Raw genomic sequence first — 14,459 nt, 5'->3', positions numbered from 1 at the left:
TGGCGGGGGTTCGAGAACCGTTTACGGAGTAGGCAGCACTTCGCGCTCAGGCTGGAGGTGAGTCCGCAACTGCGCAACCTGCGGGACCTCGGTCACGGCGCGGTCCGACATCCATTCCCGCAGCACTTTGGTCGCGATGACATCGTCCTCGTTGTATTCGAGCAGCCGCTGCCGCTGCGTCAGATCTGGTTCGGCGTCGTAGCCGACAGCTTCGCGGTACCACGCCATCGAGGCCTCACCACCTGCTTCGGCATCACGCCAGTTGAAGCCTGCGACCGGCGCAATCTTCTTGAGCCCCTTGCCGTTCGGGCAGATGAACTGCTCGCTGACAACCTGGTAGATGTCCACCCACTGTGGACCGTCGATAAACGCGCGGACCTCGTCCACACTCGGAACCCCGGGCTGGCCGAGGAATCTGCGTGCGGACTCCAGCAGCCACTTGTCCTCCGCTTGGCGCGAGTAGCAGTACGCCGCAAAAGTTTTGCCGTCGGCAGCCGCTTGTTCGCGAACTCCCATGAGCCAGACCCAGAACTCGCCGAACGAGCGCCCTTCGTCGGAGGTCGGCAGCGGGTCCCACGTCACGAACGACCGGTACGTGCCGTCGAGCAACGTCCCCCACAGATAGGCGCCATGCTCCTGGTAGCTCTCCATGTCGATGTCGACCTCGACGTCGGCGCGTTGCACCTCGACCTCGTCGAAGCGTCGCACCAGCGGCACATCGGCCAGCCAGGCCTGCGCGGTGACGACGGCGTCGGCGAAGGTGCCGTGCTGCCAATCCTGGGGTTGCGGACCGTCCCACTGCGCTAGTTGATCGATCGTGTGTACACCTTCTGCGCGCAGCACCTCGGCTCGCGAGCCCGACGCCACCAAGCTGACATCGCGCGCCTCGGTCAGCCATTTGTGGCAGGACTGCCACCACGGGCAGGAGCGACATTCAGGTACCTGCGATGGGACGGTTGGCAATTCGCCGCGGGCAACGGCGATCCGGTCGGCGAAGCGAAGGTCGTATTCACCGAGGACGGGCGCAAGATCGTGCACGACGATCGTGTCGAACCCGAACCCGATCGCACCGCCGACGACAGCCGGACTCGCCTGCCCCTGCCGCTGCAGCATCCGATACAGATGCGCCAGTCGCATCAGATCGCGAGGTTGCGGACGGACCTTTCGGGTCGGGTCCTCGCGTGGAGCCCAGACGTCGAACGGCGTCGTCGTCGCACCGCCCTCGCTGTCACCGTTGCGGGGGTCGGTGACTTTGTGGTTCACGACGATCACCGGGATATAGCCACCACGATCGGCGTCGCGAAGCAGAATTTCGGACTTGCCGCGTCGACCGGTGTCGAACTCCGACGGCAATACAGCGCCCCAGATCCGCTCGACACCCGCCTCGCACGCTGCCATCGTCGCTTTTGCGCGCTCGGCGGTCGGCGCATCCGGACCGATCACCGACCATTGCGAGCCGAGCGCCGTCAGCGTGTCGCGGACGTTTTCGCGATGCTGCGCGGCTGCCTCACGTCGCTGCTTGATAGCTGAATCTTCGGGTACCCCCTCGACCAGTAATGGCAGTGAGGTGTCCAAATGCAGGTGGTGGCGACATGAGGTCAGCGTCCGGGCATCGATCAGCACGGGACGCGTGCGATCGTCTCGGCCGTTGTTCACATGTGCAGCCTAATTGCGCCCACCGACTCGTTTCGTCGACGTGGCGCACGACAGGCCGGAACCGCACCATGTGCTCGCGGGCTCCGACACCCACCCGATAGGGTGAGTCGCACACTGCTCGACCACTTAGGGAGAGGCCTTTTCGATGGGGTTGTTCACCAAGCGAAAGCGACGTTCCACCCGAAAGGCAGAAGCCAAAGCGCTCAAGCACAAAGCCAAGATCGAGGCGAAGCTCGGCGCCAGGACCGACCGTAAGCGGCTGCGCGCCGACAAACGTTCGCAGAAGAAGATAGAGAAGGCGCAGGTCTCGGCGTTCAAGGCGCAGGAGAAGGTCGCCGAGAAGCAGGCAGCGAAGCTGGAGAAGGATCCGTTCAGCGTCGCGTCGGTCAAGAAGTATCTCGGTGTCGCGCGGGTGCTCGCCCCCGTCCTCGCACCGCTTGCCTACCGCGGGGCGACGTTTGCTCGCGGCCAACTCGAAGCGCGTCGTGCACAGCAACTCGGTGTCGGCGTCGAGCAACTCGGCCAGTTCACCGGTCACGGCGCCAAGTTGAGCGCCCGCATCGCAAGTGCCGAGACCTCGCTCACCGAAATTTCCGCGCTGCACGCAAAAGATGCCGAGACCGGCAAGTTCATCGAGGCAACACGCGAGCGCCTGACCGACCTCGCACCGGCGATCCACGCCGCGGAGCTGATGCCGGCGCCGCGCCGGCGCGCCGCTCACCTCGCGATCTCGAACGAGCTGTCCGGCATCGAGGCCGACCTGCTTGCACGCCTCGGAGTACGCTGATCGTTCGTGCCTGCCAGCCCCACCATCGCCCGCGTCCGCGGCTGTGTGGTCGGGGCTTTCGTCGGCGCCCTTGCGGTAGCCGCACACGGTAGCGCCGGTGGCGAATATCCGTCCGGCACCGCGCTGACTCTGCTCGTCATTGCCTGCGGAGCGCTCGGCGCAACGGCTGCAACCATCACCCGACCAGGACCGCTGGGGATCGCCGCGTTGCTAGCCGGTGGTCAACTCCTCGGCCACTACGCGCTCTCCGTCACCGCGGACCACTCGCATGCCGGCGGCTTCGGGCTCGGCGCGATGGCGCTCGCGCACTGCGTCGCGACGGTCGCGTCCGCGTTCCTGATCGTCGTCGCCGAACGTCTGCTTGCCGTTGTCACCAATGCGCTGCGCGCTGCGCTGCGGCGCGAACCGAGCAGGCCGCCCATCACGCAAGGCCCGCTGCCGATTCGGTTAGAGCGGGCATACCCCCAGTTCAACGACCTTTTACGAGATTCGATTTCGCGGCGCGGTCCACCAGCGGTGTGCAGTTTCTAGCCACCCCGACGACCCGTTCTTCTACATCTCGCGAAAGTACTCATCCATGAAAAGCTTGATCACGCGCGCCTGCGTCACCCTCGCCGCGACCGGTAGCGCAGTCCTGCTCACGGCGGGCATCGCGTCCGCGCACGTCACCGTCGACGCCCCTGGTGCCGCTGCGGGCGGTTATACCGTCCTCACGTTCAAGGTGCCGACCGAATCCGATACCGCAAGCACGACGAAGGTCAGCGTCACCCTCCCCGGCTTCAAGTCCGCGCGGACCGAACCGCTGCCAGGATGGACGTCGACCATCGACAAGGACAGCGAACTGCAGGCCACGTCGGTCACCTGGACCGCCGATCCCGGCGTCGGCGTCGCACCCGGCCAGTTCCAGCGGTTCGTCCTGTCGGTCGGCCCGCTGCCGAAGGAAGAGCAAGTGTCCTTCGACGCGGTCCAGACCTACAGCGACGGCAAGGTCGTGAACTGGAACCAGCCGACGCCCGCGGACGGCACCGAGCCCGAGTACCCGGCCCCGTCGATCATGCTGGCCGCTGAAGGCTCCGACGAACACGGCTCGGCGACGACCGAGACCTCGGCAACCTCGGATAAGGCATCCGACACGACCGCTCGCTGGCTCGGCGGGGCCGGACTGCTCGTCGGCATTCTCGGTCTAGCACTCGGACTCGGAGCGGTCATCAGGAGCAAGCAGTCGTGATGACGCGTCTCCTCGCGCTCATCGGTACGGCAATCGTCGTGTTGCTCGGTGCGACGGTGCTCGGCAGCGGTGTTGCAAGCGCACATTCGGTGGTCACGGCAAGCAATCCGGACGACAGATCCGCCATCGACGCCGGACCCGAACGGGTGAGCGTGACGTTCAACGAAGCGCTGCAGGACACCTTCGCCGCTTTGACGGTCGTCGGCCCCGACGGCAACCTCTGGTCGAAGGGCACACCGACCGTCGAAGGACCCACCGTCAGCGTTCCCGTCGGCGAACTCGGTCCTGTCGGTGAGTACACGATCGCCTATCGCGTGACGTCCGCCGACGGCCACGCGGTGAGCGGAACGCGGACCTTCACCCTCACGAAGGAGGGCACCGGTTCGCCGGGGGTGAAGGCGGATGCAAGCCCGGACACCGAGGGCACCTTCAACTGGTTCTGGCTGCTACTCGGTGCTGCCGTCGTATTGTTCGGTCTCGGTTTGGGATTCGCGCTGCGCAATCCCCGCTCGAAGAGCTGACGATGGCAGCGGGTACGGCCGGCAGTGTGAGCAGATGGGCTCTGCTGCTTGCCGTACCCACCGCCGCGCTCGGGGTCAGCCTGGCGTGGCAATTGGCCGCGCCTGCCCAGCCACAGCCGTCCAGCATGGTTCGGGTGATCGCCGACTGTATGGGCGCACTCGTGCTTGGTTTGGCCGCGATCGGCCGATTGCAGACGAGCGGTCGGCGCAAAGTTGTTTCCCAGCAAGATCTTTGGCGGCCGATGGCGATCGCGGCCGGGGTATGGACCGTCGCGGAGATCGTGCTGCTTGCCTTCGAAGCGTCCGACGTCGAATCCAGTAGGGTCTCCGATCTCGGCGCGAGCCAATTTCTTTCGTTCCTGACGCACATCAGTTCGGGTCAGGTCGGCATTGCTGCGGTCGCGTGTACCGCAGGGTTGGTCGCGTACGCAGCGGTCGCATTTCGGCAGAACGCGAACTGGTCGGCCGATCCGGCGTTGGTGCTGAGCGCCCTCGCGCTGGTGATCCGGCCGATCACGGGCCACATGTCGTTGCAACCGTTCGGTGCCTTGCTCGGAGCGACCCACGCGCTGGCTGCTGGGCTGTGGTTCGGACTGCTCGCGGCGCTGGCGTTGCTGGTCCGAACCCGGGGTGGCTGGGCGGAATTGCTGCCGCGGTATTCGGAGTGGGCGTGGCGGTTCGTGGTGGTGCTCACCGTGAGCGGAGTCGTCAATGCGGCGGTGCGGATCGGGGCCTTCGGTCCGCTGTTCGATACCGCGTACGGCCGTGTGGTGCTGGCGAAGACTGTTGTGCTCGTACTGCTCGTCGGCCTCGGTTGGTGGTGGCGTCGAACCTGGGTCCGACAGGCGGCGGCGCACCGTATGGAGGCGGACGAGTCGCTGCGTCGGGCGATCATCGAGGTGGTCGCGATGGCGGTGGTCTTCGGACTCGCTGCAGCGCTCGCGACAACGGCGTAGGGCGCTCCGCGCCTCGTGAGTCTTTTCGGCGCGCCCACCCTCCGAAAAGACTCACGACCGCGGCGCCGAAACGGCCCGCCTCCGCGAGGGAGACGGGCCGTTTCGGTCAGCGACCGCGTGGAGCGAGGGTGCCCCTCACGCCGGTGAGCGTGGTCAGGGGAGCCCTGATTCCGCTGGTAGCGCGGGTTTTACTTCGCCGGCGGCGTGAACGGGGAGTTCACGATGGTGAAGTACTCGATCGCCGAAGCGATCGCAACCGGCAGGGTGATGAAGAGTGCGCCGACGACGCCGCCGACGACACCGAGCAGGGCCGCACCTGCGACACAGCCCGCGAGCGGGCCTGCGCCGAGGAGTGCGAGAAGCGGTGCCGTTGCGACACCGGCAACACCGGCACCGAGGACGCAACCGATTGCCGCGCCGGTGAGGAGACCGCCTGCGGAGCCGATGGTGGCACCGATGGAGATCTGGTCCTTCATCCGGTTGAACGCTGCCTGCTCACGCTCGTACGGGGTCTTCCACGGTGCGTCGTTCAGACCGGCGACCGGGTGGTACCAGGCGCGGTTGATGTCGAGCGCCGGCGTCAGCTTCGCGGTGTTGCCCTCGATGCTCGCGTCGATCGGGAATGCAACGTCGTCGATGCTGAACGAAAGCGGCATGGCGGCGACGGTGGTGCCGTCGGCGGCCTTGATCTTGAACGCGCCGTCTTCGGTGACCAGCGAACCAGCGTCGGTGGTGATGAACGACGACTGTCCGTCGGCGTGCGCGGTGTAGTTGATGGCCGGTGCAGGTGCGGCCGGGGCAGGTGCGGCGTACGAGGTACCGCCGGCGACGCCGAGTGCGGCAATCGTCAGAGCCGACACAGCGGCAAGTTTCCTGATCTTCATCTTCTCGCGGTTCCTTATCGTTTTGTGACCTGCACCCCGGGCATGACCGCCCGAAGACGAAAGGCATTGCTGCAGATCAGTTTTGAGGCCTTCGACAGATGCATCTAACGGACGATTGACGACGGTTCGGCGACGATTCGGTAGCCGCAATGTGTACGTTTCCTGACAGCCGCAGCGTGACCGCAGTGAGATATGTCCGATATGTAACTGCAACAAAGCCCCAGACCTGCAGTTATGTTCGGACATGGAGTGTTAACCCAGCCGTCTGCTGTGTCGCAGATCTCATGGCCGGGATCAGGTAATTCGTGGCAGTTGCCGACCCAATTCAGGTAAGCGCAGCCTTACCGGGGAAGCGGTTGGTCAGCGACGCCCCGGCAATTGCTGTACGAGCGAGATAAGCGGAGTCAACGCCTTCTGCCAGAAGCTGTTCGAGAAGCCACGCGGTGTGCCGAGGTTGAGCACACGCGTAGTAGCAATCGTCTGCGATTCGCAGTACTTGAGAATTCCTTCGGGTCCGTGGCGCCGACCGACGCCGGAGGCACGCATACCGCCCATCGGCGCTGCCGTGCTCCCGAATGCGGGCGCATACCCCTCGTCGACGTTCACGGTGCCGCTGCGCAGACGCGCCGCGATCGCTTCGCCTTCGGCTTTGGTACCTGCCCAGACGCTCGCGTTCAATCCGTACTCGGTGTCGTTGGCCTTCGCGATAGCTTCCTCGACGTCTGCGACAGGGTAGATCGACACCAACGGGCCGAAGGTCTCCGTGCGCGCGCACAGCATTTCGTCCGTGACATCGGCGAGGACCGTCGGCTCGTAGAACAACGGTCCGATGTCGGGACGCTTGTTGCCACCCGCGACGACCTTCGCTCCCTTCACGAGGGCATCGTCGACGTGACCGGAGACGGCCTTGACCTGACCTTCGGAGATCAGACTGCCCATGTCTGCGGAGAAGTCGTAGTCGGTTGCAAGCTTCATCGCCGAAACCTGCGCGCCGAACTTGGTGGTGAACTCGGCGGCGACCGACTGATCGACGTAGATCCGCTCGACGGAGATACAGAGTTGGCCCGCGTTGGAGAAGCACGCGCGCGTCGCCGCCTTGGCGACCTCGTCGAGCTTGGCGTCCTTGGTCACGATCATCGGATTCTTGCCGCCGAGTTCGGCGGAGAACCCGATCAGCCGACGGCCTGCCTGTTCGGCAAGCAATCTGCCCGTCGCGGTCGAACCCGTGAACATCAGGTAGTCGCAGTTCTCGACGATTGCAGTCCCGACGACCGACCCCGGACCCGGCACCACGGCGAACACGTCACGTGGCACACCCGCCTCGTACAGCAGTTCGGCGTTGACGAGGGTGCAGTACGGCGTCTGGCTGTCGGGCTTGACCACGACGGCATTGCCTGCGAGCAGAGCAGGAATCGAGTCCGAGATCGACAGCGCCATCGGATAGTTCCATGGCGAGATGACTCCGACGACGCCTTTCGGCTGGTGGTGCACGACCGTCTTGGTGAGACCGGGCAGCAGCCCCTGAACCCGCTTGGGCGCCAGCAGTTTTGCCGCGTTGCGCGCGTAGTAGCGCGCATTGAGCATCATGTCGACGATTTCTTCTTGCGCGGCCGACCGCGCCTTGCCGGTCTCGGCCTGCGCGATGTCCATCAGCTCGTCGCGATGGGCCTTCACGAGGTCGCGGAAGCGTTCGATGATCGCGGCGCGTTCCTTCACGGGCACCTGAGCCCATTCGACCTGTGCGGCGCGAGCTTTCGCGAAGGCGGCGGTCACGTCGGCCGCGGTACCGACCGGAATCGTCGCGATCGGTTTACCCGTGAACACTTCTTCGACCGCAAGGACTTCCCGCGACTCCATGTCGTCGATGGCAGCAAGTTTGCGAAGACGCTCGAACGTCGCCGATGACGGAGCAGGCATGGGGCACCTCGAAAGTGAGTGGTTGTGCGATTCACACCAAAGCTACTCCGCAATCGATTGCGCGACAGCGTCGATCCCCTCGGCGATGTCGGCCTCGGTCGATGCTGCATATCCGAGTACCAATCCAGGAGGACCGGGGCTCTGCCTGTGCCAGGACAGTGGGTGCATCTTGACACCGGCCTGCAGGCACCGTGCCGCCACCGCGGTGTCGTCGAGGTCGTCGGGTAGCAGGATCGTCAGATGCAGCCCAGCCGCCGCACCGACGATGACGGCGTGCGGGATTCGCGTGCGCAAGGCGCCGATCATGACGTCGCGCCGACGACGGTGTCGCGACCGCATCGTTCTCAGGTGCCGTTCGAGATCACCCGAGTTCATCAGGTGGGCCAGGCTCAGTTGCGGCACGGTTGCATTTCCGAGATCGGTGTCCCTTTTCAGGTCGACAATCGCTGCTGTCATCGATCTCGGCGCGATGACCCACCCGATTCGCAACGCGGGAGCGAGGATTTTGGACACGCTGCCCATGTAGTAGACCGACTCCGGTTCGTCGGCAGCGAGGGCGGGTACCGGGCGGCGGTCGTAGCGATGTTCGGCGTCGTAGTCGTCTTCGATCACGAGGTTGCCGTTGCGGGCCCATTCGAGCAGTTCGACGCGCCGCTGTCCGGTCAGCACCACTCCGGTCGGGAATTGGTGTGCGGGAGTGACCATTACCGTGCTCGCGGTGTGCTGTCGCAGTGCATCGACATCGAGTCCGTCGTCGTCGACGGGGATCGCCGGGGTGCGGATTCCCCACGCGTTGAGTTGTTGGCGCGCGCCGAGCGATCCTGGATCTTCCACGGCTACCGTGGCGGCACCGTTGGCCTTGCGCTGATGCGCAAGCAGGCTCAACGCTTGCGCCACGCCGGCAACGACGATCACGTCGTCGGGCAGACACGTGATTCCTCGGGTCCGTGCCACCCAGCGACTGATCGCGGTGCGGAGCGGTAGCGCTCCCTGCGCCTGCCCGTAGGCGAGATCGGTCAACTGCGCCGTCGACAACACTGTGCGTTCGGCACGCAGCCATGCCGCGCGGGGAAAGCTGCGTACATCCGGTACGCCGGGGCTCAGATCGATGCGACATGATGCGGCCCTGAGCGTTTCGAAGTCGGCTGTCGATCCGAAGGGATCGACGGTCGCTGTCGGAATCCGAGCAGCGTTGTTCGGATTCGGCCGCGCTGCACTCGGCCCGCCACACACGACTGTCCCGCCACGCCCCAGCGCGGCAACAAGACCCGCGTCGGCAAGGCGGGTGTAGGACTCGGTGACGACCCCGCGGGATACCCCGAGCTCGGTGGCAAGTACCCGACTCGGTGGCAGTCGCTCCCCGGCGACGAGGTGTCCGGTGTTCACCGCTTCGCGGATCCGCTCGGCGAGCCAGCCCGCCTTGTCTCCGGCTTGCTCAGCGAGGGTGGCTGCATCGAGCGACAGGAAGCTGCTCCCACCCTTTATGGACCTGTCGTTGCGCGCATCTTTGGCCCTGTCCACTGGTCCATGGTTCTACGAAACTCGAAACATGACCATGGAATTCTGGATTACCGCCATTGTGGTGACGGCGACGCCAGGCACAGGATCGCTGTTCACCGTCGCTGCGGGCGTTGCTCGTGGTGCGCGAGCCAGTGTCGTGGCAGCCGTGGGATGCACCCTCGGCATCGTCCCGCACCTTGTGCTTGCCGCTTCCGGAGCAGCGCTGGTGGTGTCGACGAGTGCCGTCGCGTTCGAGGTGCTCCGATGGGCCGGCGTCGGCTATCTGCTCTATATGGCCGTGTCCATGCTGCGAAACTCCGGCGCATTGGCCGCGGGCGACGCTCCGCCCACGTCCGCGCTGCGAACGATCGGTACCGCCATCCTGATCAACCTTCTCAACCCGAAACTCACGTTGTTCTTTCTTGCGCTCCTTCCGCAGTTCCTCGACGAGGGGAGTTCGGGAGCATTCGTCGAAACGCTTACGTTCGGTGCGGTATTCATGGTTGTCACTCTCGCGATATTCGTCGGCTACGGGTTGACGGCAGCAGCGCTGCGGCAACACGTCACGTCCCGTCCGCATGTCCTGCTGTCGTTACAGCGTCTTTTCGCGGTGTCCTTCCTCGGCCTCGCGGCTCGATTGGCCTTCACCACGGTGTGAGCGCTACCGCTGTTCTAGGGTTGGTTCCATGAGCGAGCCAGTAGCCACAGCTGACCTAGCCGACGAAATCGGTCCCGACATTCGCAGTTGCGACACGCAGTTCATCCAATTCGGCGCCCGCGCAGTGTTTTCCGGTCCGATCACCACGATCAAATGCTTCCAGGACAACCTGCTCGTCAAGCAGACCCTCAGCGAACCGGGCAACGGCGGAGTGCTCGTCGTCGACGGCGACGCGAGCGTCCACACGGCGCTGGTCGGCGACATCATCGCCGGCCGCGGGGTCGACAACGGGTGGGCCGGAGTGATCGTCAACGGTGCTGTCCGCGACTCGGCGATCCTTCGCACCCTCGACATCGGAATCAAGGCCCTCGGGACCAATCCGCGTAAGAGCACGCAGACCGGCGCAGGCCACAAGGATGTAGCGCTCGAGTTCGGCGGAGTCACCTTCGTCCCTGGCGAGACCGTCTACAGCGACGACGACGGAGTCGTTGTCCGGGCGTAGGCGGCTACGCCGCTCGTGAGTCCTTTCGGAGGTTCCGCCCTCCGAAAGTGCTCACGAGGGCCGGGGGCCCATGACTCGCGCCGACGCAGCACCGATCGAGACCACGTCGCCCGTGTGCAACTGCCGTCCGCGGCGGACCTCGATCTCGCCGTTCACACTGACCAGACCGTCGGCGATCACACCCTTCGCCTCGGCACCGCTGTCGATCAGATTGGCCAGTTTCAGGAACTGGCCGAGCCTGATCACCTCGTCGCGGATGGGGACGTCGTCTATCTGAAAATCTCGGCTCGGCATGACACCTATCTTGAACGCTCAACGGGACTAACGTGTGATCAACATTGACACGTGAAGGGTCGAAGCAAGTGACGAGCAAGGTGGAAGATCCCGCGATCGGGGCCGAGCAACCCGCATCGACACCCGCGGTTCCTCATCGGATCCGCAAGCACGGCAAGCTATCCGAACTTCCGCACATCGCCGGGTTGATCGTCGGAATCTTCGCCGTGCTGTGCTTCTTCTGGAGCATCTCGCCGGTCCTACGTCATGTGACGCAGACACCACGCGAATACGTGGACTCCTATTACTTCGACGCACCCGACACCAGCCTCGCGTGGGCGTTCGTCGTCGCGTTGCTAGCCGGTGCGCTCGCCAGTCGCAAGCGGATCGCGTGGTGGCTGCTGGTCGGATACCTCACGTTGTTCACCATCGGCAACGTGTACGAGATCGTGCAGGACCGCGACGTCAACGCGATGGTCGCGATCGTCGTTCACGTCGCGGTGATCGGTCTGTTGATAGCAGGCAGGTCCGAGTTCTACACCCGGGTGCGACGCGGTGCCGCCTGGAAGGCGCTCGGCGTTCTCGTCGCGGGGCTGACGGTTGGCACTCTGCTCGGGTGGGGTCTGGTCGAACTGTTCCCCGGAACACTCGAGGGCTCGGAGAAGCCGCTCTGGGCGCTGAATCGCGTCACCGCACTCGTCGTCGTCGACAACGAGCAGTTCGACGGACACACACACGGCCTCGTCAACGTCCTGCTCGGATTTCTCGGCGCCCTTGCGCTGCTTGCTGCGGTCATCACGCTGTTCCGTTCACAACGCTCCACCAACGCGCTCACCGGCAACGACGAATCCGCGATCCGCGGCCTGCTGGACCGGTCCGACGTGGAGGATTCACTCGGCTACTTCGCCACCCGCCGCGACAAGGCGGTCATTTTTGCCCCGAGCGGCAAGGCAGCGGTCACCTACCGCGTCGAACTCGGTGTCTGCCTCGCCAGCGGCGACCCGATCGGACCGAAGGAAGCCTGGCCGCACGCGATCGACGCCTGGCTCGAACTCGCCGAACACTACGGCTGGGCACCTGCCGTGATGGGCGCGAGCGAACTCGGAGCGACGGCCTACAAACGCGCGGGTCTGTCGGTACTGCAACTCGGCGACGAGGCCATCCTCTACACCCGGCAGTTCAACCTCAACGGCAGCGAGATGAAGCCGGTCCGCCAAGCCGTCAACCGACTGCGGAAGCAGAACCTGTCGGTCCGGATGCGACGTCATCGCGACATTCCGCAGGCCGAGATGGCCGAGGTGATTCGGCGTGCCGATTCGTGGCGCGGCACCGAAACCGAGCGCGGCTTCTCGATGGCCCTCGACCGCCTCGGTGACAGCCTCGACGGTGACTGCCTGCTCGTCGAATGCGTCGACCCCGACGACCGCGTGTGGGCGATGCTTTCGCTGGTGCCGTGGGGTCGGTCCGGAGTGTCGCTCGACCTGATGCGCCGAGACCCGCAGGGGCCCAACGGCGTCATGGAGTTGCTGGTCGCCGAGCTTGCACTGAACTCCGACAAGATCGGCATCACCAGGGTGTCGCTGAACTTCGCCGTGTTCAGGTCGGTGTTCGAGGAGGGCGGGCGCATCGGTGCCGGGCCGATTCTGCGGCTGTGGCGCGGCATCCTGCTGTTCTTCTCACGCTGGTGGCAGCTGGAAGCCCTGTACCGCTCGAACGTGAAATACCAGCCCGAGTGGGAACCCCGCTATCTCTGCTTCGAAGACAACAGAGAACTCCCCCGCGTCGGCATCGCGTCGGCCATCGCCGAAGGCTTCATCCCGCGGTTCGGTCGGGACTCGGCAACGAAACACACCGGAACTCACGAAGCGGTTCCGCAGGCGCTCGCGACCAGCGGACTGCTGCACTCCGACGGCAGTGCACCCGACATCCCCGAGCTTGCCGCCGAGACCGGACCCCGCCGACCCGATCAGGTCCGCGTCCGGATGGCCAAACTCGCCAAGCTCAGCGATGCGGGCGTCGATGCCTATCCCGTCGCTTACCCGCCGACCCATACGGTCGCCAAAGCACGCACGTCACCGCCAGGGACGAAGGTCCGCCTCGCCGGGCGGTTGCTGCGGATCCGCGACTACGGCGGCGTTACCTTCGCGGTGCTGCGCGACTGGACCGACGACATACAGCTGCTCATCGATCGAAACACCGTCGGCGCCGAGAAGCTCGAGGAGTTCGCGTCGTTCTTCGACCTCGGTGACCTGATCGAAGTGAGCGGAACGATCGGGACGAGCCGCAAGGGTGAGCTGTCGCTGCTTGCAACCGAGTGGCGGATGACCGGCAAGTGCCTGCATCCGCTGCCCGACAAATGGAAGGGCTTGTCCGACCCCGAAGCTCGGGTCCGCCAGCGGTATGTGGACATGGCGATCAATCGTGATGCCCGCAAACTGATCGTGGCTCGTAGTGCCGTCGTCAAGTCGTTGCGCGATTCGTTCGCCGCTCTCGGCTACATGGAGGTCGAGACGCCCATCCTGCAGCAGGTCCACGGTGGTGCGAATGCCGCGCCGTTCCAAACGCACATCAACGCCTACAACCTCGACCTGTACCTGCGAATCGCGCCGGAGCTGTACCTCAAGCGCCTGTGCGTCGCGGGGATGGAGAAGGTGTTCGAGATCGGGCGCGTGTTCCGCAACGAAGGCGTCGACTTCAAACACAATCCGGAGTTCACGATCCTCGAGGCCTACGAGGCGCACAGCGATTACGAACGGATGATGGTGCTGTGCCGCGAGCTGATCCAGGCTGCGGCAGTCGCAGCGCACGGTCGACAGATCATCTTGCGGCCGGCTCCGGACGGAGGGGTCGTCGAAGTCGACATCTCGGGTGAGTGGCCGGTCAAGACGATGCACGGCGCTGTCGCCGAAAAGCTCGGCGTCGAGGTCACACCCGAAACGCCGCTCGACGAGCTTCGTAGGCTCTGCGACGAGAACGAAATTCCGTACCAGACGGGGTGGGACGCAGGTGCCGTCGCGCAGGAGATGTACGAGCATCTGGTCGAGGACCACACCGAGTTCCCGACCTTCTACACCAACTTCCCCACCTCGATGTCGCCGCTGACCAGGCCACATCCGACGATTCCCAATGTCGCGGCCAAGTGGGACCTGGTGGCGTGGGGCATCGAACTCGGCACGGCCTACAGCGAATTGACCGATCCGGTCGATCAGCGCCAACGGCTCACCGAGCAGTCGATGCTCGCTGCCGGTGGTGACGAAGAAGCGATGGAACTCGACGAGGACTTCCTGCAGGCGCTCGAACATGCGATGCCACCTACCGGTGGGTTGGGCATGGGCGTCGATCGTGTGGTCATGCTGATCACCGGCGGCAGCATCAGGGAAACCCTGGCCTTCCCGCTCGCAAAACCGCGATAGGCGGCTTCGCCGCTCGTGAGTCTTTTTGGAGGTGCGGCCCTCTGTTGAGTCCACATACATATGAGACACCTGATGTCTACATACATGTGGGACAGGTTGTTGGATAGATAGGTGATGGCACCTGAGACCGGGCTTGGATCGATCCATGCCCAGATCGGATGCCG

General features: G+C 64.8%; 13 protein-coding genes. 8 read left to right on the top strand and 5 right to left on the bottom strand.

Features of this window, described 5'->3' with window-relative positions:
• Nucleotides 1-21: 21 nt before the first annotated feature.
• Complete coding sequence (locus tag JGU71_RS13115; protein WP_307829635.1) at nt 22-1,656, bottom strand: TM0106 family RecB-like putative nuclease; 1,635 nt, start codon at nt 1,654-1,656, stop codon at nt 22-24.
• A 145-nt stretch (nt 1,657-1,801) separates the two neighbouring features.
• Between JGU71_RS13115 and JGU71_RS13110 the strand changes: the two genes are divergently transcribed.
• Genes JGU71_RS13110 through JGU71_RS13090 form a run of 5 tightly spaced genes read left to right on the top strand, consistent with a single transcriptional unit; the run spans nt 1,802 to nt 5,148 of the window.
• Nucleotides 1,802-2,443 (top strand): DUF6474 family protein, encoded by a 642-nt coding sequence (locus tag JGU71_RS13110; protein ID WP_199704618.1) that lies wholly within the window; start codon nt 1,802-1,804, stop codon nt 2,441-2,443.
• 6 nt (nt 2,444-2,449) lie between these two features.
• Nucleotides 2,450-2,974 carry a hypothetical protein gene (locus JGU71_RS13105; RefSeq protein WP_199704617.1) on the top strand — a complete coding sequence of 175 codons (525 nt, stop codon included), beginning with the start codon at nt 2,450-2,452 and terminating at the stop codon, nt 2,972-2,974.
• Between the two features lie 46 nt (nt 2,975-3,020).
• Nucleotides 3,021-3,671, top strand: coding sequence for a YcnI family copper-binding membrane protein (locus JGU71_RS13100; RefSeq protein ID WP_199704616.1), 651 nt, complete (start codon nt 3,021-3,023; stop codon nt 3,669-3,671).
• Nucleotides 3,671-4,192, top strand: coding sequence for a copper resistance CopC family protein (locus JGU71_RS13095; RefSeq protein ID WP_199704615.1), 522 nt, complete (start codon nt 3,671-3,673; stop codon nt 4,190-4,192). The genes JGU71_RS13100 and JGU71_RS13095 overlap by 1 nt, the downstream gene beginning before the upstream one ends.
• A gap of 2 nt (nt 4,193-4,194) precedes the next feature.
• Nucleotides 4,195-5,148: a CopD family protein gene (locus JGU71_RS13090; protein WP_199704614.1), complete on the top strand. Its 954-nt coding sequence runs from the start codon at nt 4,195-4,197 to the stop codon at nt 5,146-5,148.
• Between the two features lie 188 nt (nt 5,149-5,336).
• Here JGU71_RS13090 and JGU71_RS13085 read toward each other — a convergent pair whose 3' ends face one another.
• The 3 genes from JGU71_RS13085 to pdxR all read right to left on the bottom strand — a co-directional run bounded on the left by JGU71_RS13085 (nt 5,337) and on the right by pdxR (nt 9,470).
• Entirely contained in the window at nt 5,337-6,032 is a 696-nt protein-coding gene (locus tag JGU71_RS13085) for a DUF8020 domain-containing protein (protein ID WP_199704613.1), read from the bottom strand.
• A 360-nt stretch (nt 6,033-6,392) separates the two neighbouring features.
• The gene (locus tag JGU71_RS13080; RefSeq protein ID WP_199704612.1) at nt 6,393-7,949 is read right to left on the bottom strand and encodes a succinic semialdehyde dehydrogenase; all 1,557 of its coding nucleotides are present in this window, start codon (nt 7,947-7,949) and stop codon (nt 6,393-6,395) included.
• Nucleotides 7,950-7,991: 42 nt separating this feature from the next.
• Nucleotides 7,992-9,470 (bottom strand): MocR-like pyridoxine biosynthesis transcription factor PdxR, encoded by a 1,479-nt coding sequence (pdxR, locus tag JGU71_RS13075; protein ID WP_199704611.1) that lies wholly within the window; start codon nt 9,468-9,470, stop codon nt 7,992-7,994.
• Between the two features lie 28 nt (nt 9,471-9,498).
• Between pdxR and JGU71_RS13070 the strand changes: the two genes are divergently transcribed.
• Together JGU71_RS13070 and rraA are read left to right on the top strand one after the other, a co-directional pair.
• Nucleotides 9,499-10,107 (top strand): LysE family translocator, encoded by a 609-nt coding sequence (locus JGU71_RS13070; protein WP_199704610.1) that lies wholly within the window; start codon nt 9,499-9,501, stop codon nt 10,105-10,107.
• A gap of 28 nt (nt 10,108-10,135) precedes the next feature.
• Nucleotides 10,136-10,609, top strand: coding sequence for a ribonuclease E activity regulator RraA (gene rraA / locus JGU71_RS13065; protein WP_199704609.1), 474 nt, complete (start codon nt 10,136-10,138; stop codon nt 10,607-10,609).
• Nucleotides 10,610-10,660: 51 nt separating this feature from the next.
• Here rraA and JGU71_RS13060 read toward each other — a convergent pair whose 3' ends face one another.
• A complete protein-coding gene (locus tag JGU71_RS13060) occupies nt 10,661-10,903 on the bottom strand; it encodes an RNA-binding S4 domain-containing protein (RefSeq protein WP_199704608.1) in 243 nt (80 codons plus the stop codon).
• 95 nt (nt 10,904-10,998) lie between these two features.
• Here JGU71_RS13060 and lysX point away from each other — a divergent pair, with 95 nt between their 5' ends.
• Entirely contained in the window at nt 10,999-14,295 is a 3,297-nt protein-coding gene (gene lysX, locus JGU71_RS13055; RefSeq protein WP_199705257.1) for a bifunctional lysylphosphatidylglycerol synthetase/lysine--tRNA ligase LysX, read from the top strand.
• Nucleotides 14,296-14,459: the final 164 nt, after the last annotated feature.

Source organism: Antrihabitans stalagmiti (assembly GCF_016482825.1).
Taxonomy (GTDB): Bacteria; Actinomycetota; Actinomycetes; order Mycobacteriales; family Mycobacteriaceae; genus Antrihabitans; species Antrihabitans stalagmiti.
Note: the sequence above shows the minus strand (reverse complement) of the source record. Positions and strands in the feature narration are given on the sequence as shown.

Bases quoted from the DNA above. Each gene is read 5' to 3' on its own strand.
- JGU71_RS13110 (WP_199704618.1), top strand. From the start codon at position 1,802: ATGGGGTTGTTCACCAAGCGAAAGCGACGTTCCACCCGAAAGGCAGAA.
- JGU71_RS13100 (WP_199704616.1), top strand. From the start codon at position 3,021: ATGAAAAGCTTGATCACGCGCGCCTGCGTCACCCTCGCCGCGACCGGT.
- JGU71_RS13095 (WP_199704615.1), top strand. From the start codon at position 3,671: ATGACGCGTCTCCTCGCGCTCATCGGTACGGCAATCGTCGTGTTGCTC.
- JGU71_RS13090 (WP_199704614.1), top strand. From the start codon at position 4,195: ATGGCAGCGGGTACGGCCGGCAGTGTGAGCAGATGGGCTCTGCTGCTT.
- JGU71_RS13085 (WP_199704613.1), bottom strand. From the start codon at position 6,032: ATGAAGATCAGGAAACTTGCCGCTGTGTCGGCTCTGACGATTGCCGCA.
- JGU71_RS13080 (WP_199704612.1), bottom strand. From the start codon at position 7,949: ATGCCTGCTCCGTCATCGGCGACGTTCGAGCGTCTTCGCAAACTTGCT.
- JGU71_RS13070 (WP_199704610.1), top strand. From the start codon at position 9,499: ATGACCATGGAATTCTGGATTACCGCCATTGTGGTGACGGCGACGCCA.
- rraA (WP_199704609.1), top strand. From the start codon at position 10,136: ATGAGCGAGCCAGTAGCCACAGCTGACCTAGCCGACGAAATCGGTCCC.
- JGU71_RS13060 (WP_199704608.1), bottom strand. From the start codon at position 10,903: ATGCCGAGCCGAGATTTTCAGATAGACGACGTCCCCATCCGCGACGAG.